We start from the raw sequence: 18,149 nt of genomic DNA on the forward strand, positions 1-18,149 counted from the left end.
TCCCTGCTGCGTTCATTGCTGTGTTCCGCCGCGCGGGGATGGCTGGCGGCTGGCACCCGTGACCTGACGAACTGTGACCTGACGAGTAGCACGATGGCTGATTTACCGATCGACGACCTTAACGTTGCCTCCAACGAAACCCTGATCACACCGGATCAGCTCAAGCACGAAATACCTCTCACTGACGCTGCCCTGCACACCGTTGTCCATGGCCGCGAGGTGATCCGCAATATCCTCGATGGCAAAGATCATCGCCTGTTCGTGGTGGTGGGCCCCTGCTCGATCCACGATATCAAGGCCGCGCACGAGTATGCAGAGCGCCTGAAAGTGCTGGCTGCCGAAGTGTCCGACAGCCTGTACTTGGTGATGCGCGTGTATTTCGAAAAGCCGCGAACCACCGTTGGCTGGAAGGGCCTGATCAACGATCCGTACCTGGATGACTCGTTCAAGATCCAGGATGGTCTGCACATTGGCCGTCAACTGCTGCTCGACCTAGCCGAAATGGGCCTACCGACAGCCACCGAAGCGCTCGACCCGATCTCTCCACAATACCTGCAGGATTTGATCAGTTGGTCGGCGATTGGCGCCCGCACCACCGAATCGCAGACTCACCGCGAGATGGCTTCAGGTCTGTCCTCTGCAGTGGGCTTCAAAAACGGTACTGACGGCGGCCTGACGGTTGCGATCAATGCCCTGCAATCGGTGTCCAGCCCGCATCGTTTCCTCGGTATCAACCAGGAAGGCGGCGTATCCATCGTCACTACCAAGGGTAACGCCTACGGTCACGTGGTTCTGCGCGGTGGTAACGGCAAGCCGAACTACGACTCGGTCAGTGTCGCCATTTGCGAGCAAGAACTGACCAAAGCCGGCATCCGCCCGAACATTATGGTCGACTGCAGCCACGCCAACTCCAACAAGGATCCGGCTTTGCAGCCACTGGTGATGGAGAACGTCGCCAATCAGATCCTCGAAGGCAATCAGTCGATCGTCGGCCTGATGGTGGAAAGCCATCTCGGCTGGGGTAGCCAGTCGATTCCGAAGGATCTCAGCGAGCTCAAGTATGGCGTCTCCATCACCGACGCCTGTATCGATTGGGACAGCACCGAGAAAACCTTGCGCAGCATGCACGCCAAACTCAAGGACGTACTGCCCAAGCGCCAGCGCGGCTGATAAGCGCAGGCATAAAAACGCCGGGCATTGCCCGGCGTTTTTGTGTGTCTAAATCAAACTCTTCAGCCCTTCGCCGCGTGCCGCTGACGACGCTCCATATAGCGCTCCACGTAGGAGCAAGATGGAATCACCGTATAGCCCATGCTCTCGGCATACTCCAAAGCCCGCTCAGTCAGCGCCGCAGCGATACCGCGACCGCGCAACGAATTCGGCACGAAAGTACGATAGATATCCAGCGTCTGCTTACCCAGATCCATATAGGCCAGGTAAGCACGATCACCATCCACAGTGGTCTCGAATTGATGACCAGCCTGGTCATGGTTGATAGACAACGCCTCGCTCATCACTACTCCTCAGCAGGTCTTAAAACATGACCCTTACCTTATCGATCTTTTCCAGGCGAAGAAACATCTCCGCTGACCCAGCGCCAAATTGGACACTGAGATACGCCTTGCCATTCTCCACCTTGCGCAGCACACCCTGATAGTACGCGCCATCGTGGGTGATGAACTGCAAACGCTTACCGGAATAGCCCTGCAAGCTGGCTACATTGACGAACTCATATTGCGGCGTAGCACCCGTTGACTCAACTTTTTCTGCAGCCACAACCTCATCGGCCAGCGGCTCCTTATGCGCAGTCGGATCGACCCAGGCAAACCCCAGAGGCGTAACCAATTGCTGATTGATCAGCAAGGTAGGACGCAGCATGGCCAATACATCCTTGGCCTCGAAGAACTGCAGCCCGTCCCAGGTCATGCCTTCACTCGGATTCAGCTCCAAGCGTAGTGACTGCGGGTCTTTTAGATAGCGCCCATAGGCCTCGAGCACCGGCGGATCAAGAGCGACACGCTGGCTGCGGAGTACTCGGTCAAACTGCTCCACCGCCGTTTTCAGGTAGACCTCAGTGGACTGGCCAAGCTTGCCCGCGCAGTACTCCTGCACCTTGCGCTGATATTGGTTGTCGTTTAATTCGACCGTTACCAGCGCCACCTTCGGCGGGTTAACCCGCAGATCACCGGGCTTTTCAGACATGTTAGCCAGCGACAACCCCAGACGCAGTTCGCCCATCTCACGGGTATCGGAGGTCAGATTGAAGGTCAGCTTCTGCGCACCAGGCTGGAACAGATAAGAGAATTGCGCATCGGTCTCAAAGGTGCGATAGCCCATATCCAACAGCTCGCTAGTGCCAATGTTACGCACCTTGCCGCAAGCCACCTCACTCATTGCCGTGAACACACTACGCTCAGCCGGGGTGTCATACAGTTGTTGCATAAATGGGCCATGGACATCCAGCGCCACCCCTTTGAGGTTGACGGCCATCTGCTCAGGGAACTTGCCTTCGGCCAGCCGCTCCTTGAAACGCAGCAATTCACCCAGGCCATTGAACTTCAGTTCAGCGTGCGCTACTCGTACGCTATCGCGCAGAGCCGGCACACGCACATTGACTTTCTCCAGGCCGACCCGACCATCGAAAGACGACGTGATACCGCCGTAGCTGATGTCCATATAAGGCGACAACTGGCCAATGGCATCGTCCATGATCGAGCGCACCGACAACCAGAGCGACAGCTTGATCAGCACGGCGATGGCCAGTGCAGCGAACAAGCCCCATTTAAGAATCTTCGACATGTGGACGTCCTTGATTTCTAACGACATGCTCACCGCTGTAAGCCTAAGCTCGCGAGCTTATCAGGCCGGCATATTGCCAGTCACTGCTCGACACTAAGCAAACTCACACAGATGGCTTTAATGTCGTAAATGAGATCAGCACTGGTCATCGCCCGATAAAGTTATGCACAGTTGCGCTCCCGCTCTCGGCAGCCAAGCGCAGCCTCGAAATGGATCACCGGCTTACTGCGGCAAGATAATGATGTTTGAGCGAGTCGCGAGCAAAGTTGGATACTTTTTATACAAAGACATTGCGAGTTGCTTACCAAACACCCAATTAGCCGAAAAAAAGTGTCGCGCTGGCGCTCTGTCAGTTTACTTACTACAAGTAATGAGTAGTATGTAGGCCGGCTAATTCCTCGAGCTCGGGGAGTTGCTTTTATGGAAAAATTCCACCTTAAGGGGAACACGATGAACAACGTTCTGAAATTCTCTGCTCTGGCATTGGCCGCAGTTCTGGCCACCGGTTGCAGCAGCGTATCCAAAGAAACTGAAGCCCGTCTGACTGCAACTGAAGACGCAGCAGCTCGTGCTCAAGCTCGTGCTGATGAAGCCTACCGTAAGGCTGACGAAGCTCTGGCAGCTGCTCAGAAGGCTCAGCAAACTGCTGACGAAGCCAACGAGCGCGCTCTGCGTATGCTGGAAAAAGCCAGCCGCAAGTAATAGTCTCTCGGGGCTATATAAGCCGACCCAGTTTTTGGGTCGGCTTTTTTTTGCCTGCATTTCGTCTGAAGCCAAGTAAGGCACAATAAAAAACCCGCTGAGCGTCACCACGCAGCGGGTCTTGTCACAGCCGATAGATCAGAACTCGTTGGGAACGCTGCTCGCCACTGCAGCGCTCGGCTCGGCAATTTCTACTGGCAGGCCATCTTCGGCGGCCACCACCTCGCGCACCACTTCCCAATCGAGACGCAGGCTGCCGAGCTGATCCTCGCGCTTGAGCAGCGCATTGATCACCGCCGTGTGCTTGTCGACCACCGACGGCACACCCTGATCATCCAACGGCGTGTGCGCCTCGAGATAGACCTTGCCACCGCTGACACCAAATTTATAGGGATCGTTAAGGATGCGCACCTTGGTCCCCACTGGAGCCATATTGGAAAGCTCCAGCACATTCTGGTTCAGCATACGGAAGCACCCGTGACTGACGCGCATCCCAATGCCGAACTTCTTATTCGAACCGTGGATTAAGTAACCTGGCACCCCGAGGGTGAACTTGAACGGACCCAGCGGATTGTCCGGCCCCGGCGGCACAACTGTCGGCAATGGATCGCCATCCGCCGCATGTTCTTCACGAATCGACTTTGGCGGATACCACGCTGGGTTCGGTGTTTTGGCCGTGATGGTGGTGGCCGCGATGGGCGAGCCCCAGCCTTCACGACCAATCCCCAAGGGATAGGTGTGCACGACGTTCTGCCCTTTCGGGTAGTAGTACAACCGGTATTCCGCCAGATTGATCACTATGCCTTCACGCGGGCCAGGCGGCAGCACGAAACGCGTCGGCAAAATGATCTCGGTGCCCTCACCCGGCAGCCAAGGGTCAACGCCTGGATTGGCTGCGACCATTTCCAGATAGCCCAGATCGTTCGCCACACCGATATCGGCAAAAGTATCTTCATACTTGGCTTTAATCACTTGCACTTGGCCGACGATATCTTCGCCCGGCGGCGGCAAAGGCAGCTCCAGAGCTGCGACTGGGCCGACCGAGAACAGCGCGGCGAGAGACAGGGAACGGGCGACGGCAGGAGCGCACGACAACATCCGGAAATCCTTGGCGTAATTAGCGAATTAGAAAAAATGCAATTGTACACTGGCACTCGAGCTGCCGGGAGGGTTCAAACACCTGGCCAGACCGGGCGCTCGCCGCCACGCTGCGCTTGCAGGGTGGCATAGCAGGCCGAACACAGGCGTTTATCGCGCAGCATAGGCTTTTTCACATCCAGCCAGCGCGGCTGCGCCGGCAGCAAACCGCCACAAAGGGTGCGATCTGCAAAGCCGCTCAACTCAAGTTGGCGTGCAACTAAATGCAAGCGCACTTCACGGCAAGCGAACAGATCAAGCTGCTCGTCTGGCTCGATCAGTTGATAGGCATGCAAAGACCAGGCGGGACGCGGCATTGAGGGCTCCTGAGCGGGGCCGCCACCTTAGCCGAAAGGTGGCGCGCGGAAAAGCCTCAGAACCTGTTCAAGATCTAGTCGAGCGCCGCTCAGGCAAGGCGAAAACGGACGCAGCGCAGCGCAGCGGAGTAACAGCCGAAGGCTGGCCCGCAGGGCGAGCGTAGCGAGTCAAAAGCGCAGTTTACGCGTGATAAATGAGCATTTCATTCGCTTCGCTCACCCCTTCGGGGCCGCGCTAAAGCGCGTTCAACGCTTCGCTTTTGTGAGTTCGTTTTCAACGCAGCATGAGCAAGCGCAGGCAGAGATCGAACAGGTTCTCAGAGCAAGGGTTTCAGGGCTGGCCAAAGGTTGTCCAGCAACCTCGGCTGCGCTCTCGCCGCAGGATGAATGCCATCCCCCTGCATCAATTCCGGTACGCCCCCCACCCCCTCAAGGAAAAACGGCACGAGCGATACCTGTTTTTCCTCAGCCAGCGTGGTGAATACCTGGGCGAAAGCCTTGTTGTAACGTCCGCCGTAATTCGGTGGCAGGCGCATGCCCAGCAGCAGCACCCGAGCCCCTTGGGCACGCGAGTCATCAATCATCGCTGCAAGATTCTGTTGCAATTGCGCTGGCGGCTGGCCACGCAGCCCATCATTACCGCCCAACTCGATAATCACCACGCTCGGGCGATGCTCTGCAAGCAGCGCCGGTAGGCGCGCTAAGCCTCCGGCACTGGTGTCACCACTGATCGAAGCATTCACCACTTTCTGCTCAAAACCATTATCTACTAGACGCTTTTGCATCAAGGCTACCCAGCCTTGGCTGGTTTCCAGGCCCAAAGCGGCGCTGATACTATCGCCAACGACCAGCACGGTGCCCGCCGCAGCCCCTTGAGCCCACAGCAACAGCATCAGGGCACTACTTACCCACCACGTACGCATCGGATTCTCCATGAGCGCAAGCATTCTCACTGCGCGGAACCTTAGCAAAGTGGTTCCCAGCGCGGAAGGCGAGTTGACCATCCTGCACGACCTCTCACTGGATCTCATGCGCGGCGATAGCCTGGCGATTGTCGGCACTTCCGGCTCGGGTAAATCCACCCTGCTCGGCCTCCTCGCCGGCCTGGATCTGCCTAGCGCCGGCGAGGTCACCCTGGCAGGTCGTAGCCTGAGCACCCTGAATGAAGACCAGCGAGCGCGGGTGCGCGCGGAACATGTTGGTTTTGTCTTCCAGTCTTTTCAGTTGCTGGATAGCCTCAATGCACTGGAAAACGTCATGCTACCGCTGGAGTTGGAAGGTCGCCGGGATGCCCGCGAGCGGGCGCGCAACCTACTTGAACGGGTTGGTCTCGGGCAGCGCCTGAGCCATTCGCCGCGCCAGCTCTCAGGTGGCGAACAACAACGTGTTGCCATCGCCCGCGCCTTCGCCGCCGAACCAGATGTGCTGTTTGCCGATGAACCCACCGGCAACCTCGACAGCCACACCGGTCAGCGTATCTGTGACCTGTTGTTCGAACTGAACCAGGAACGCGGCGCCACCTTGGTTTTGGTCACCCATGACGAGCGCCTGGCTCATCGCTGCCAGCGCCTGATCCGCCTCGAAGGCGGTCATCTCGTCGACCGTGTGGAGCCCTGATGGCGCGCCTACCCTTTCCCCGCCTGCTCGCCCTGGCACTGCGCCAGTTGCTGCGTGATGCCCGCGCCGGCGAGTTGCGCGTGCTGTTCTTTGCCTTGCTCGTGGCCGTCGCCGCCAGCACCGCCATTGGCTACTTCAGCGCCCGTCTGAACGGCGCCATGCTGCTGCGCGCTACGGAGTTCCTCGGCGCGGACTTGCTGCTCAGCGGTAGCTCACCGGCTAGCGCCGAACAAATTGCGGCGGGCCAGCGACTGAGCTTGCAACACGCCCAAGTGGTGGAGTTCTCCAGCGTCATCGCGACCGATGAAAATATCCAATTGGCCAGCGTCAAAGCCGCCGACAGCGCCTATCCGCTGCGCGGCGAGTTGAAAAGCGCCGCCGCACCTTACCAGACAGAAACCGTCGGCGGCGGCCCGCAGCCTGGCGAAGCCTGGGCCGAGCCACGTCTGCTGGCCGCCTTGAACCTCAAAATCGGCGATAGCATCGAGGTCGGCGCCAAGACGTTGCGACTCAGTCGTGTGCTCACCTATGAGCCCGACCGCGCGGGCGACTTTTATAGCCTGACCCCCAGGCTGCTGATGAATCTCAGCGACCTCTCCGCGACCGGCATCGTGCAACCAGGCAGCCGCGTGCGTTACCGCGAGCTATGGCGCGGTACAGCAGATGCGCTCGCCAGCTATCGCAAGGCAATCAAGCCCACACTCGCCGCACACCAGCAGCTGGAGGATGCGCGCGATGGCAACCGGCAGATCGGCGGAGCCCTCGGCCGTGCCGAGCGTTACCTGAACCTTGCCAGCTTGGCGGCAGTGCTGCTCGCCGGCGTAGCGGTGGCGCTCTGCGCGACGCGCTTCGCCGCCCGGCGCTTTGACGCAAGCGCCCTGCTGCGCTGCCTGGGTCTGTCGCGTAGCGAAGCCTTGGGCCTTTACAGCCTGCAACTGGCCATGCTTGGTTTAGCCGCCAGCAGCCTCGGTGCCCTGCTCGGCTGGCTGGCGCAACAGGGGTTGTTTTATTTATTACAAGGCCTGTTGCCCGCCGAGGTACCGGCCGGTGGCCTGCCCCCTGCCTTGGCCGGGATCGCCACGGGCTTGGTTGCCCTGGCAGGGTTTGCTTTACCGCCGCTGGCCGCCCTTGGGCGCGTACCGCCGCTGCGGGTACTGCGGCGCGATCTGCTACCGGTGCCGCCGAGTTCCTGGCTGGTCTACGGCGCCGCCCTGCTGGCGCTGACCCTGATTATGTGGCGCCTGAGCCTGGATCTGAGCCTGACCCTGGCCCTACTTGGCGGCGGCCTGATTGCAGCTCTACTGCTCGCAAGCCTGCTCATCTTCGCCCTGCACGGCCTGCGTCGTTTACTGACCCGCGCGTCGCTACCTTTGCGCCTGGGCCTCGGCCAGTTGCTGCGCCACCCACTGGCAGCCGCCGGGCAAGCCTTGGCATTCGGCCTGATCTTGCTGGCCATGGCACTGATCGCGCTATTGCGTGGCGAACTGCTGGATAGCTGGCAAGATCAACTACCAAAAGAGGCACCCAATCATTTTGCCTTGAATGTGCTATCGGCCGAGAAGGAGGCCTTCGCCGCACGTTTAGCTGTGCTCTCGCCACATCCCGCACTGCTCTACCCGGTGGTGCCAGGACGCTTGGTCGCCATCAATGGCGAAACCGTCAAGCGCGTGGTGAGTAAGGATACGACCGGCGACCGCGCCATCCGCCGCGACCTCAGCCTCACCTGGGCTGCCGAGTTACCACAAGGCAATCGCCTAAGCGCCGGCCGTTGGTGGACCAGCACTCACGCCAACGGGTTACCCGGCGTTTCAGTCGAGACCAAACTCGCCGCAAGCCTGCAACTCAAACTCGGCGACCGCCTGAGCTTCAGCGTCGGCGGACTCAGCCGTGATGCCCAAGTCACCAGCTTGCGCGAGGTCGACTGGGATAGCTTCCAGCCCAATTTCTACATGGTCTTCGAGCCCGGCACCTTGCAGGATCTACCCGTCACCTACCTGACCAGCTTCTATCTGCCGCCGCAGCACGAGCGGCAGTTGGTCGAACTGGCCCGCACCTTCCCCGCCGTCACGCTGCTGCAGGTCGAAGCGCTGCTGGCGCAGCTACGCAGCATCCTCGCCCAGGTCACTTTGGCGGTGGAGTATGTGCTGCTGTTTGTGCTGGCCGCCGGCCTTGCGGTGCTCTTCGCCGGCCTGCAAGCCACGTTAGATGAGAGGATTCGCCAAGGTGCCCTGTTGCGGGCCCTCGGTGCTGAGCGCGGATTGCTGATCAAGGCGCGGTGTGCCGAGTTTGGCGTCCTCGGCGCCGCCAGTGGCATGCTGGCGGCGCTGGGCTGCGAATTGGTGAGCTTTCTGCTCTATCGCTTGGCTTTCGACATGGCCTGGCAGCCGCATCCCTGGTTGCTGCTGTTGCCGTTGCTTGGCGCCCTGCTGGTCGGCAGCGCCGGTGTGCTGGGCACCAGTCGCGCGCTGAACATCAGCCCACTGACAGTGCTGCGTGAGGGCTGAGCTTGTTAAACTCGATCTTCATTCTCAATAATAAAACATCATGAGCCGCTACCGCCCACCGCGTTCCGCTGGTACCCCGCTGATCACCCCCGAAGGCGAAGCACGAATGCGCGCCGAACTGCACGAACTGTGGCATGTACGCCGACCACAGGTCACCCAGGCCGTTAGCGAGGCCGCCGCGCTGGGTGATCGTTCGGAGAACGCCGAGTACATTTACGGCAAAAAAATGCTGCGAGAGATCGATAGTCGCGTGCGTTTTCTCAGCAAGCGGCTGGAAAACCTCAAGGTGGTCAGCGAGCACCCGTCCGATCCGAATAAGGTCTATTTCGGCGCCTGGGTCACGATTGAAGATGAAGGAGGTCAGCAGGCGTGCTACCGCATCGTTGGCCCGGACGAGTTGGACCTTAAGCAACACCTGATTAGCATCGACTCACCGCTGGCGCGCGCACTGATCGGCAAAGCGCTGGATGCCGAGGTGCGAGTTCAGGCGCCGACCGGCGAGAAAACTTGCTACATCGTCGAGATCCAATACCGCTAAGCCCAGCCGGTCTTGCTTGCCGGTGAGATAAGGTCGGCGGCGCAGCCAAAGGCCGACTTAGCGCCGGGTAATCAACCCCTGCCGTGCCACACGCGTCAGTTCCCGCACGACTTCCTGCAAACGCTCGGCAGTCGGCGCCTGCACCACTGCCAAGTCGAAACTGTCGGCCGCGAAGCGCGCCAGCGACTCGTCATCGCGAGAAAATTGGATCAGGAAAGTGCGTGATCCATGCCAGCGCTTCGGCCAGCCATCGAGATAACGCAGCAATGTCGGCTGGTGATTGCCGCCGAGAAGGATTTTCGGATTGCGTTGAACCAACCCGGAAGTGATCGGGGCCAGACGTACCAGAGGCTTAGGACAGCTCATACAGTTGTGTCTCCGCCTCAAGAATTCCGCTAGGCAGCGGTGAGAGGCGACACCGAACCAGCGCTTTAGCGGTATTTCGAAGCCTTGGTGAAAGACTTCTATGAGAAACCTTCGTGGAAGGTGCTCGGCGCCCCGCAAGTAGCTGTTTAAATCGGCGCATGGGGCGGAATCCTAGAGAAGCACAGGCAATACTGTCAAGACGCCCCCCTGGAGCAGTCAGCCATGAGCACACCACCTCTGCACTTATTCTTTGCCCTAGCCTGCCCGCCCGATCTGGCCCGAAACATCACCGCCTGGCGTGACGATCTGCAACTGGACGGCCGTCCGGTTGCCGCGAGCAATCTACATCTGACCCTGGCCTTTCTCGGCAGCCAGCCACGTGGACGTTTGGGCGATCTGAAAGCGCTTGCTGCCGGTCTGCAGGCGCCGGCCTTTAATCTGCAGTTGGACTCGCTGTGCCGCTGGCGCAATGGCCTGCTCTATCTCGCCCCCAGCCAGCCGCCAGCGGCACTGCTGGCTTTGGCCCAGCGGCTGCGCGACGATTTGCTCAGCGCGGGTTTCAGCCTGGAAAGCCGCCCCTTCCACGTTCACCTGACCTTGACTCGCCGCTGCCCTCTGTTTCCGGCCGATGCCAACCCATCCTTCGATTGGCCAGTAAGCGAGTTCGCCTTGTTCGCCTCGGAAAACACTGCCCGTGGCACGCACTATCGGCTACTAGAACGCTGGCAATTACACCCAAACGGCAGCGCTGTCGTTTCACCGCGTAACAGCAGAAGCTCCTTGCAGGGCCCCTGAAAACTCTCAAATCGCGCGCTAAAGCTCGCCCCAGAGCCCCTGCCTGCTGCTGCCTGAAAATGGCATGAAATGTGCGCTGTCCCCTGCGCTGAAGTACCCGCCCTCGGATGGGCGTGGGGGCTCGCAAGGACTGCGCTGCCAGCCTTATTCACACCCTTACGAGAGCGCACATGAACAACAATAAAACCCTGCTCGCCCTCTGCCTCGCTTCTGGCTTGCTCATCTCAAGCCAAGCCGATGCAGGCTTGTTCGGCTCATCCGGCTATACCCAAACCAAGTACCCGGTGGTGCTCGCCCACGGCATGCTGGGTTTTGACAGCATCCTCGGCATCGATTACTGGTACGGCATCCCCTCAGCACTGCGCAGCGATGGCGCCAAGGTCTACATCACCGAAGTCAGCCAACTCGACACCTCCGAAGCACGCGGCGAACAACTGCTCGCCCAGGTGGAAGAAATCGTCGCGATCAGTGGCCAGCCCAAGGTCAATCTGATTGGCCATAGCCACGGTGGCCCAACCATCCGCTATGTCGCCGCTGTGCGTCCCGAACTGATCGCCTCCGCGACCAGTGTCGGCGCGCCGCACAAAGGCTCGGCCACCGCCGACTTCATTCGCCAGGTCCCGCCCGGCTCGGCGGGTGAAACCCTGTTGAGCGGGATCGTCAACGGCCTCGGCGGGCTGATCAATTTCTTGTCCGCCAGCTCCAGCACCACACCGCAAAATGCGCTGGGCACGCTGGAGTCACTGAACAGCGCTGGCGCCGCCGTGTTCAACGCCAAGTTCCCGCAAGGCATCCCCACGACTGCCTGCGGCGAGGGTGCTTACAGCGTCAATGGCGTGCGTTATTACTCCTGGGGCGGCACCAGCCCGCTGACCAACATCCTGGACCCCAGCGACATTCTGCTCGGCGCCACGTCGCTGACATTCAACGGTGCCGCCAACGACGGCCTGGTCGGCCGCTGCAGCTCGCACCTGGGCCAGGTGATCCGCGATGACTATCGGATGAACCACCTCGATGAGGTTAACCAGGCCTTTGGACTGACCAGCCTATTCGAAACCGATCCCACCACGGTTTACCGCCAGCAGGCTAACCGCCTGAAAAACGTCGGGCTGTAAACACGGGCACCGGGGCCCGGCAGGGCCCCGACTTCCCACTGAACATGCTGATCATGACCCGCTCAATATGAGTAACACCCGTGAAGAAACTCTTGCTGCTTCTGCCTGTTGCGTTTACTGCCTGTGTGGCGCTGATGCTCTACCTGCAACCGCGCGATATACCGGCCAAGGTAGCCCTGACACCAGCGCCGGCCGATACGGCCGAGCCGTCTAACACTCATGCTTCGACTGCGCCCAGCAACGTGCCAGCAGCACGTTTGCCGGCCACGCTACAACCGCTCCCACCCTCCTTCAGTGGCACGCAGGTCGACGGTAGCTTTCATCTCGACGCAGCCGGCAACCTGCTGCTCAGCGAGGACATCCGGCGGATCTTCGATTACTTTTTGAGCTCGATTGGCGAGGAGTCATTGCACATCAGCGTCAAGCGGCTGCAAGACTACATAGCCAGCCAGCTCGAGCAGCCAGCCGAAAGCCAGGCCCTGGCCCTGCTCGATCAGTACCTGAACTACAAACGTGAACTGGCACTGCTGGAGCGCGACATGCCACAGCTGAGCAGCCTGGACGCGATCCGTCAGCGCGAAGCCGCGGTCCAGGGACTACGGGCGCGACTGTTTAGCCCTGAGGCGCATCAGGCGTTTTTCGCCCAAGAAGAGGCCTACAACCAGTTCAGCCTGCAACGCCTGGCCATCAGCCGCGACGACAGCCTGGATGCCGCCGCCAAAGGAGCCGCGCTGGATCGTCTGCGCGAAAGCCTGCCACCGGAGTTGCAGGACAGCGTACTGCCACAATTGCAAAACGAGTTGCACACGCAGACCGCGCAACTGCAAGCACAAGGTGCCAGCGTCGAGCAGATCCGCGCGCTGCGCCAACAATTGGTAGGCGCTGAGGCCACCGCTCGACTGGAAGCGCTGGATCAGCAGCGTGCTGGTTGGAATCAGCGCGTGGCGAGCTACAGCGCCGCGAAAGCCAAGATCCAAGCCCAGCAAGGGCTGAGCCCTGCGGATAAAACCAACGCTATCACCCAACTGGCTGAAGAGCAGTTCAACGAGCATGAACGCCTGCGCCTGGATGCTGCCATACAGCTCGCTGCTCGTAGCCAGGGCAAACCCTAAAACGCCGAAAGCCCGCATAAGCAGGCCGTGTGAAAGCGTAGTGAGCGAAGGTCAGGGCCGCACCCGTTCCCTACGGGTAGCGGCATTCCCCACATCCATGTGGGTCACAAGGCGCAACGCAGTAGAGCGGAGCGGAGTAACAGCCGCAGGCTGGCCCGAAGGGCGAGCGCCAGCGAGTCAAAACAGGCGAAAAAGCGCAATTTACGTGTTGTAAATGAGCATTTGAGCCTGTTTTTAACGCCGTGTAACCGAGCACAGTAGTTTCCACACCGCCTGACAAGGCGGGCTTTCGTTTATCACGTAAGGCTTCAGCTGGCGATACGACGATCTAGCGACAGCTTGCCAGCCCCTTCGATCAGCAGTACTGCACTGATCATCGCCAGGATCATCGCGTACTCAAAGCCATTCGCGGTGATAAAGAAGCCGTTGAGCCAATGCACAGTCAACACCGCCACCAGCATCGCTACTGCCAGAGCAATCGCTGCCGGGCGCACCAACAAACCAATCACCAATGCCAGGCCGCCGAAGAACTCCACACTACCGGCCAACAACGCCATCTGGTAACCGGGCGTGATACCCACGCTCTCCATCCACTGACCGACGCCCACCAGGCCGTAGCCCCCAAACCATGCGAACAACTTCTGCGAGCCATGAGCGGCGAAGGTCAGGCCGGTGGCCACGCGAAGAAGGGTAATGCCATAGCCCGCATGAGTAGAAAGCATGGATTTGATCAGGTTTTTCATTGCTGTTGTCCTTTTGCTTGTGAGGTGTTGTTGGACAATAGCCTAGAAGATATTTTCGATATTAAAACCGCAAATTATCGTTATTCACCATCGAATAATCGGATCACTTTCGCAAACTCGCTACCCGACCCTGCGGCTCCAGTCGATAACGCTCACGGTCATAGGCCAGGTAGTACTTGTTGACCGCGTTGACATAACTGACGACGCCCATCCCCACCTGCTCCATGGCAATACGCTCGACCTGGAAGAACCACTGATTAGGGTTCAGACCCCGGCGGCGCGCCTCCGCACGAAAGCCTTGCACGCGCTGCGGCCCCAGGTTGTAAGCGGCCAGGGTAAAGGCCATGCGCTCACGCTCGTTGATCTGGGCGCTGTTGAAAAAGTTGCGGCGCAACATGGCCAAGTACTTGGCGCTAGCCTGCACATTGCCGTCCAGCGCCTGCACATTACTGACCCCGACGCTACGCGCTGCCGCGGGGGTGATTTGCATCAGCCCGGTCGCCCCACCAGCGCCACGCGCCCCCGGGTTCATCGTCGACTCTTTGTAGGCCAGCGCAGCCAGCGCTAGCCAATCGAAGTCCTGCTGCTCGGCATAACGCTGCAACACCGGGCGGACTTTCTCCAGACGCTGTCGATCAGCCCGCGCCAGCGGATAATGCACCTGGTACAGGCGGCGATAGACGCGCTGAAACACCGCGTCTTGATCCGTCGGGTTGTGATAGGTCTTGAGAAAACGGTCGATGCTGGCGCGCAGCATTGGCGTATCGCGGCGCACGAACCAGTTGATATCGCCCTCGTTAGTCAGCATCAGATGACGCTCAATGCGCAGTTTCGGCATGACCTTAACCCAACGTTCGGCAATCGGCTGCTCGACCGCAGTCAGGGTAAAGATGCCGGCCTGCACCATCTCCAGCACGTCTTCTACCGCCAGGCTGGGGTCAACCCACTCGACCAGGATGGGCGGCAGTTTACGTTGCGCCAGCTTCTGGTTAACCGCGCGCAGTGCCTCGGCGGCAGCGCTACCCGCCGGCAAGGCCAAGCTGCGGCCCGCCAACTGCTCCAAGCGCTGGTAACGCCGACCGCCCTGACGGCCGACCAAGACCAACGGCACATCACTGCGAATCGCCACGCTCGGGCTGACATCCTGCCCGCTACGAGCGCTCAGCAACTCGCCAGGGACAACCAGATCGCCTTCGCCACGCTGCAGAGCGCCAAGCAACTGATCTTTGGCTTTCGGGATAATCTTCAGGGTCAGGCTGCGGCCATTACCCGCGTTGCGATTGAGGTACTGCTCGAAAGCACGCAAGCGGTGATATTCGACGCCAATCGCCTGCCCCTTGACCTCGCCAGAGCTATTGCGGCTCTGGTTGACCAATACGCGCAATACCCCGCTACTGCGAATCTGCCCCAGGTCGCGGGCATCACTTGGGTGCTGCCAGCCTTCCGGTGGTCCAGCCAAGCGCGCAGCCGCCGGTAACGGCAGCAGCGCCAGCAGGCAGAACAGAAGCAACAGCGGTCGCGTCATCAAGTCTCCAGAAGAGGGTCAGGCTGGTCGCAGCCAACCTGGCCGACTGAGAGCACTGCACCCGGAAACAAGTTCCCGGCGCGCGCGGGGCGCGGAGGTTCGCATAGCTCGCCTCCAGATGCCAGCCTCAGCACGTATTCGACATTAACAACAACCGCTAAATATCTGTAATTATTGAATTTATTTATAAACAAATAGCTCTGTTATGCTGCACCGCTCAGCACTGAGGTGGCACCATGCAACTCATCGACATCGGCGTCAATCTGACCCACGCCAGCTTTGCGCAGAAGCATGAAGCAGTCCTCGCTCGCGCCTACGCAGCAGGCGTTACTCAGTTGGTGCTGACTGGCACCAGCCTGGAAGGCAGCGAACAGGCGCTTGCGCTCTGCCGCCAAGAGGATGAAACCGGCACTCGGCTGTTCTGCACCGCCGGTATTCATCCGCATGACGCCAGCAGTTGGAACAGCGCTAGCGCGAGCCAGTTGAGCACCTTGCTGAAGGAGCAAGAAGTGCGTGCCGTCGGCGAATGCGGGCTGGACTTCAATCGCGATTTCTCGCCACGCCCGCAACAGGAAAAAGCCCTGGAAGAACAACTGGCGCTGGCCGTGGAACTGCAGCTCCCGGTGTTCCTGCACGAACGCGAGGCCGACCAGCGCCTGCTAGAAATTCTGCGCGACTACCGTGATCGTCTACCGGCTGCGGTGGTGCATTGTTTTACCGGCGAGAAACGTGCGCTGTTCAACTATCTCGATTTGGATCTGCATATCGGCATTACCGGCTGGATCTGCGATGAGCGCCGAGGCACTCATCTGCACCCATTGATGCGGGAAATTCCCACGGGGCGACTGATGTTGGAAAGCGATGCACCCTTCCTGCTACCCCGCAGCCTGCGCCCGAAACCGAAGAATGGGCGCAACGAGCCGGCCTTTCTGCTAGAGGTGCTGCACGAAATTGCCCGCCACCGCGGGGAAAGCCCAGAACAGTTGGCCGAGCACACCACCGCTTGCTCCCGCGCCTTCTTCGCCCTACCAGAGATCGCCAACGCCTAGGCTGTAGCCGCCCTCAACGAGCCATTCAGCCGGCACGAAATAACCAGTAGGAACAGGAACTGTAGGAGCCAGCTTGCTGGCGAAAGCCGTCGCGCAAAAGCATCGCCAGCAAGCTGGCTCCTACAAAGGCCCCCGCCATTTCATTTTGCTTAGCTGCAGCGTCTATTAAGTAGCCTCTGTCTGACCGGGCCAGCCATACGCCAGACACCAGCGCGAACCTCAACAGCTGCCTAAACTCTCTGCAAACCTTCCGAGGATTGCATCATGGGCAGACACCGCCCTAACCTGCTGACCTGGCAATGGCGCGGCTACGCCGCCACCCACCGCAATCCGATCAACTTGATCGTGCACCTGATCGCCGTGCCGCTGTTTGTCCTGGCCAGCCTGGTGCTGCTGTCCGCCCTGTTCCAGCTCAGCGTACTGCCGCTGATCCTGGGCGTGATCGGCCTGCTCGCCGCCCTCGCACTGCAGGCCCATGGCCACCGCCTGGAGAGCAAGCCCCAGGAGCCGTTCAGCGACACGACCGATGCCGTACAGCGGCTGTTGCTCGAGCAGTTCTTCACCTTCCCGCGCTTTGTCCTCAACGGCGGCTGGTGGCGGGCCTGGAAAACCCGTCAGCGGCGTTAAGTGCAGCGGTGCCGACGAGCCTCAGCCGAACACCGATACGGTCTGCCTACTCAGCGCGATCAGCTCGCCATCCGGCGTCCACAGCCCGGCGGCGATATGGCCGTAGCCATCACGGGCATGCTCGATCTGCGCGCGGTACAGGCACCAATCGAAGGTGATCATTTTCGGCGTCGGCTGCACGAACTCAATGGTCCAGGTCAGCGAACTCCCAGGCGCCGGGGCGCGCAAATGTGACAGTACTGCGGGCGGCCAGGCATCGACCAACGCCAGAAGATGAGCCGCGTCGACCACCTCGGCTTCGGTCTCGCCGCGTAACCGCACCCACCCGCCCATTTCCCGCGCCGGGTTATTGGTGAACGGCATGCCGCCGATCCCCCAGCGCATCGCCAGGTAACGGGTGAACTCCGGGGTCACGCCTTCGATATAGGGCAGTTCCTGGCATTCCTCGACGGGTTTGATCAGCGGTGCGGGTTCGGCTACGACGTCGATTGCCGAATCGCGGGAGGCACCGAAGCTGCCCTGCACCAAGGTCACGACTTGGCCGTTCTGCACGGCACGACCGAGCACCTGACTGACCGCCTTACCCTCGCGCAGCACCTCCACCTCGAAGCTCACCGGCGTATCGACGGCTAACGGTCCCACAAAGGAGATCGCCAACGAACGGACTGGGCGCCCTGTCGGCACTTGCGCACGCATGGCTTCGTACACCAGCACCGCCGCCACCCCACCAAAAACTGCGCGGCCCTGGCCCCACTGACTCGGCACCACGACGGACTGGGGATTGGCGCGAACGGCTTTAAGCAACTCGGAAAAGATCATGCTTGCCTCTGAACAAAAATTCGTCAGCGATCTTAGGGGATAGGCCACCCCTGGCGGTAGCCATCTAAAGTGCCGGTTAGGCCAATTCAACGGGGGAAATGGACAGCCCTGCAAACCAGGCGTGTCAGCGGCCTGGAAAGTACTGGTGCAACGGCAATAGCGCCTGATCAGCCAGTAGCTCAGCGGCAGCCAGCGCCAGGCGCCAATCTGCCACCCGCGGCGCCAAATCGGTGCACGCGACTAAGCGCGCACGACAAGCCTGCAAGTTGATCTCCAGCCGCAACACCTGGGCAATCAAGGCGTCGACAAATCCAGCCATGGCACACGTCCTGAAGTAATAGGCTTCAGCTTGATTGCTCACTCGCCACGGACAAGTGAGCGACA

At 60.1% G+C, this 18,149-nt stretch carries 20 protein-coding genes; 10 read left to right on the plus strand and 10 right to left on the minus strand.

The window, feature by feature from the left end; genetic code table 11:
• The first annotated feature begins 93 nt into the window (after positions 1–93).
• Positions 94–1,170, plus strand: coding sequence for a 3-deoxy-7-phosphoheptulonate synthase (locus tag D3879_RS16190; protein ID WP_119955308.1), 1,077 nt, complete (start codon positions 94–96; stop codon positions 1,168–1,170).
• Positions 1,171–1,232: 62 nt separating this feature from the next.
• On the opposite strand, the gene D3879_RS16195 is transcribed toward D3879_RS16190, so the two are convergent.
• Both D3879_RS16195 and D3879_RS16200 read right to left on the minus strand, forming a co-directional pair.
• Positions 1,233–1,514: a GNAT family N-acetyltransferase gene (locus D3879_RS16195; RefSeq protein WP_119955309.1), complete on the minus strand. Its 282-nt coding sequence runs from the start codon at positions 1,512–1,514 to the stop codon at positions 1,233–1,235.
• A gap of 19 nt (positions 1,515–1,533) precedes the next feature.
• Entirely contained in the window at positions 1,534–2,799 is a 1,266-nt protein-coding gene (locus D3879_RS16200; RefSeq protein ID WP_119955310.1) for a hypothetical protein, read from the minus strand.
• A 450-nt stretch (positions 2,800–3,249) separates the two neighbouring features.
• Between D3879_RS16200 and oprI the strand changes: the two genes are divergently transcribed.
• Positions 3,250–3,501 (plus strand): outer membrane lipoprotei OprI, encoded by a 252-nt coding sequence (oprI, locus tag D3879_RS16205; protein ID WP_003448337.1) that lies wholly within the window; start codon positions 3,250–3,252, stop codon positions 3,499–3,501.
• 138 nt (positions 3,502–3,639) lie between these two features.
• On the opposite strand, the gene D3879_RS16210 is transcribed toward oprI, so the two are convergent.
• The 3 genes from D3879_RS16210 to D3879_RS16220 all read right to left on the minus strand — a co-directional run bounded on the left by D3879_RS16210 (position 3,640) and on the right by D3879_RS16220 (position 5,878).
• Positions 3,640–4,599: a L,D-transpeptidase family protein gene (locus tag D3879_RS16210; protein ID WP_119955311.1), complete on the minus strand. Its 960-nt coding sequence runs from the start codon at positions 4,597–4,599 to the stop codon at positions 3,640–3,642.
• A gap of 74 nt (positions 4,600–4,673) precedes the next feature.
• Positions 4,674–4,955 carry a hypothetical protein gene (locus D3879_RS16215; RefSeq protein ID WP_119955312.1) on the minus strand — a complete coding sequence of 94 codons (282 nt, stop codon included), beginning with the start codon at positions 4,953–4,955 and terminating at the stop codon, positions 4,674–4,676.
• A 317-nt stretch (positions 4,956–5,272) separates the two neighbouring features.
• Positions 5,273–5,878 (minus strand): arylesterase, encoded by a 606-nt coding sequence (locus tag D3879_RS16220; protein ID WP_119955313.1) that lies wholly within the window; start codon positions 5,876–5,878, stop codon positions 5,273–5,275.
• Positions 5,879–5,888: 10 nt separating this feature from the next.
• Between D3879_RS16220 and D3879_RS16225 the strand changes: the two genes are divergently transcribed.
• The 3 genes from D3879_RS16225 to greB are packed head-to-tail and all read left to right on the plus strand — an operon-like array spanning position 5,889 to position 9,614.
• Complete coding sequence (locus D3879_RS16225; protein ID WP_119955314.1) at positions 5,889–6,572, plus strand: ABC transporter ATP-binding protein; 684 nt, start codon at positions 5,889–5,891, stop codon at positions 6,570–6,572.
• Positions 6,572–9,076 carry an ABC transporter permease gene (locus tag D3879_RS16230; protein WP_119955315.1) on the plus strand — a complete coding sequence of 835 codons (2,505 nt, stop codon included), beginning with the start codon at positions 6,572–6,574 and terminating at the stop codon, positions 9,074–9,076. Before D3879_RS16225 ends, D3879_RS16230 begins: the two co-directional genes overlap by 1 nt.
• Positions 9,077–9,116: 40 nt before the next feature.
• Positions 9,117–9,614: a transcription elongation factor GreB gene (gene greB, locus D3879_RS16235; RefSeq protein ID WP_119955316.1), complete on the plus strand. Its 498-nt coding sequence runs from the start codon at positions 9,117–9,119 to the stop codon at positions 9,612–9,614.
• 57 nt (positions 9,615–9,671) lie between these two features.
• On the opposite strand, the gene D3879_RS16240 is transcribed toward greB, so the two are convergent.
• Positions 9,672–9,980 (minus strand): class I SAM-dependent methyltransferase, encoded by a 309-nt coding sequence (locus D3879_RS16240; RefSeq protein WP_119955317.1) that lies wholly within the window; start codon positions 9,978–9,980, stop codon positions 9,672–9,674.
• Positions 9,981–10,202: 222 nt separating this feature from the next.
• Here D3879_RS16240 and thpR point away from each other — a divergent pair, with 222 nt between their 5' ends.
• From thpR to D3879_RS16255, 3 genes are all read left to right on the plus strand, one after another.
• Positions 10,203–10,775 carry an RNA 2',3'-cyclic phosphodiesterase gene (gene thpR / locus D3879_RS16245; protein WP_119955318.1) on the plus strand — a complete coding sequence of 191 codons (573 nt, stop codon included), beginning with the start codon at positions 10,203–10,205 and terminating at the stop codon, positions 10,773–10,775.
• A gap of 170 nt (positions 10,776–10,945) precedes the next feature.
• The gene (locus D3879_RS16250) at positions 10,946–11,890 is read left to right on the plus strand and encodes a triacylglycerol lipase (protein ID WP_119955319.1); all 945 of its coding nucleotides are present in this window, start codon (positions 10,946–10,948) and stop codon (positions 11,888–11,890) included.
• 80 nt (positions 11,891–11,970) lie between these two features.
• Positions 11,971–13,002 carry a lipase secretion chaperone gene (locus D3879_RS16255; protein WP_119955320.1) on the plus strand — a complete coding sequence of 344 codons (1,032 nt, stop codon included), beginning with the start codon at positions 11,971–11,973 and terminating at the stop codon, positions 13,000–13,002.
• A gap of 308 nt (positions 13,003–13,310) precedes the next feature.
• On the opposite strand, the gene D3879_RS16260 is transcribed toward D3879_RS16255, so the two are convergent.
• Positions 13,311–13,745, minus strand: coding sequence for a DoxX family protein (locus D3879_RS16260; RefSeq protein ID WP_119955321.1), 435 nt, complete (start codon positions 13,743–13,745; stop codon positions 13,311–13,313).
• 103 nt (positions 13,746–13,848) lie between these two features.
• Positions 13,849–15,270: an MltF family protein gene (locus D3879_RS16265; protein WP_119955322.1), complete on the minus strand. Its 1,422-nt coding sequence runs from the start codon at positions 15,268–15,270 to the stop codon at positions 13,849–13,851.
• Between the two features lie 236 nt (positions 15,271–15,506).
• On the opposite strand from D3879_RS16265, the gene D3879_RS16270 reads away from it, so the two are divergent.
• Together D3879_RS16270 and D3879_RS16275 are read left to right on the plus strand one after the other, a co-directional pair.
• The gene (locus D3879_RS16270; RefSeq protein ID WP_119955323.1) at positions 15,507–16,319 is read left to right on the plus strand and encodes a TatD family hydrolase; all 813 of its coding nucleotides are present in this window, start codon (positions 15,507–15,509) and stop codon (positions 16,317–16,319) included.
• Between the two features lie 264 nt (positions 16,320–16,583).
• Positions 16,584–16,946, plus strand: coding sequence for an Mpo1-like protein (locus tag D3879_RS16275; protein WP_119955324.1), 363 nt, complete (start codon positions 16,584–16,586; stop codon positions 16,944–16,946).
• Between the two features lie 21 nt (positions 16,947–16,967).
• Here the strand turns inward: D3879_RS16275 and D3879_RS16280 are convergent, their stop codons facing one another.
• Together D3879_RS16280 and D3879_RS16285 are read right to left on the minus strand one after the other, a co-directional pair.
• Entirely contained in the window at positions 16,968–17,765 is a 798-nt protein-coding gene (locus D3879_RS16280) for an acyl-CoA thioesterase (RefSeq protein ID WP_119955325.1), read from the minus strand.
• A gap of 124 nt (positions 17,766–17,889) precedes the next feature.
• Complete coding sequence (locus D3879_RS16285; protein WP_119955326.1) at positions 17,890–18,084, minus strand: hypothetical protein; 195 nt, start codon at positions 18,082–18,084, stop codon at positions 17,890–17,892.
• Positions 18,085–18,149 lie beyond the last annotated feature (65 nt).

The organism is Pseudomonas cavernicola (assembly GCF_003596405.1).
Classification (GTDB): Bacteria; Pseudomonadota; Gammaproteobacteria; order Pseudomonadales; family Pseudomonadaceae; genus Aquipseudomonas; species Aquipseudomonas cavernicola.

Bases quoted from the DNA above. Each gene is read 5' to 3' on its own strand.
- D3879_RS16190 (WP_119955308.1), top strand. From the start codon at position 94: ATGGCTGATTTACCGATCGACGACCTTAACGTTGCCTCCAACGAAACC.
- D3879_RS16195 (WP_119955309.1), bottom strand. From the start codon at position 1,514: ATGAGCGAGGCGTTGTCTATCAACCATGACCAGGCTGGTCATCAATTC.
- D3879_RS16200 (WP_119955310.1), bottom strand. From the start codon at position 2,799: ATGTCGAAGATTCTTAAATGGGGCTTGTTCGCTGCACTGGCCATCGCC.
- oprI (WP_003448337.1), top strand. From the start codon at position 3,250: ATGAACAACGTTCTGAAATTCTCTGCTCTGGCATTGGCCGCAGTTCTG.
- D3879_RS16210 (WP_119955311.1), bottom strand. From the start codon at position 4,599: ATGTTGTCGTGCGCTCCTGCCGTCGCCCGTTCCCTGTCTCTCGCCGCG.
- D3879_RS16215 (WP_119955312.1), bottom strand. From the start codon at position 4,955: ATGCCGCGTCCCGCCTGGTCTTTGCATGCCTATCAACTGATCGAGCCA.
- D3879_RS16220 (WP_119955313.1), bottom strand. From the start codon at position 5,878: ATGCGTACGTGGTGGGTAAGTAGTGCCCTGATGCTGTTGCTGTGGGCT.
- D3879_RS16225 (WP_119955314.1), top strand. From the start codon at position 5,889: ATGAGCGCAAGCATTCTCACTGCGCGGAACCTTAGCAAAGTGGTTCCC.
- D3879_RS16230 (WP_119955315.1), top strand. From the start codon at position 6,572: ATGGCGCGCCTACCCTTTCCCCGCCTGCTCGCCCTGGCACTGCGCCAG.
- greB (WP_119955316.1), top strand. From the start codon at position 9,117: ATGAGCCGCTACCGCCCACCGCGTTCCGCTGGTACCCCGCTGATCACC.
- D3879_RS16240 (WP_119955317.1), bottom strand. From the start codon at position 9,980: ATGAGCTGTCCTAAGCCTCTGGTACGTCTGGCCCCGATCACTTCCGGG.
- thpR (WP_119955318.1), top strand. From the start codon at position 10,203: ATGAGCACACCACCTCTGCACTTATTCTTTGCCCTAGCCTGCCCGCCC.
- D3879_RS16250 (WP_119955319.1), top strand. From the start codon at position 10,946: ATGAACAACAATAAAACCCTGCTCGCCCTCTGCCTCGCTTCTGGCTTG.
- D3879_RS16260 (WP_119955321.1), bottom strand. From the start codon at position 13,745: ATGAAAAACCTGATCAAATCCATGCTTTCTACTCATGCGGGCTATGGC.
- D3879_RS16265 (WP_119955322.1), bottom strand. From the start codon at position 15,270: ATGACGCGACCGCTGTTGCTTCTGTTCTGCCTGCTGGCGCTGCTGCCG.
- D3879_RS16270 (WP_119955323.1), top strand. From the start codon at position 15,507: ATGCAACTCATCGACATCGGCGTCAATCTGACCCACGCCAGCTTTGCG.
- D3879_RS16275 (WP_119955324.1), top strand. From the start codon at position 16,584: ATGGGCAGACACCGCCCTAACCTGCTGACCTGGCAATGGCGCGGCTAC.
- D3879_RS16280 (WP_119955325.1), bottom strand. From the start codon at position 17,765: ATGATCTTTTCCGAGTTGCTTAAAGCCGTTCGCGCCAATCCCCAGTCC.
- D3879_RS16285 (WP_119955326.1), bottom strand. From the start codon at position 18,084: ATGGCTGGATTTGTCGACGCCTTGATTGCCCAGGTGTTGCGGCTGGAG.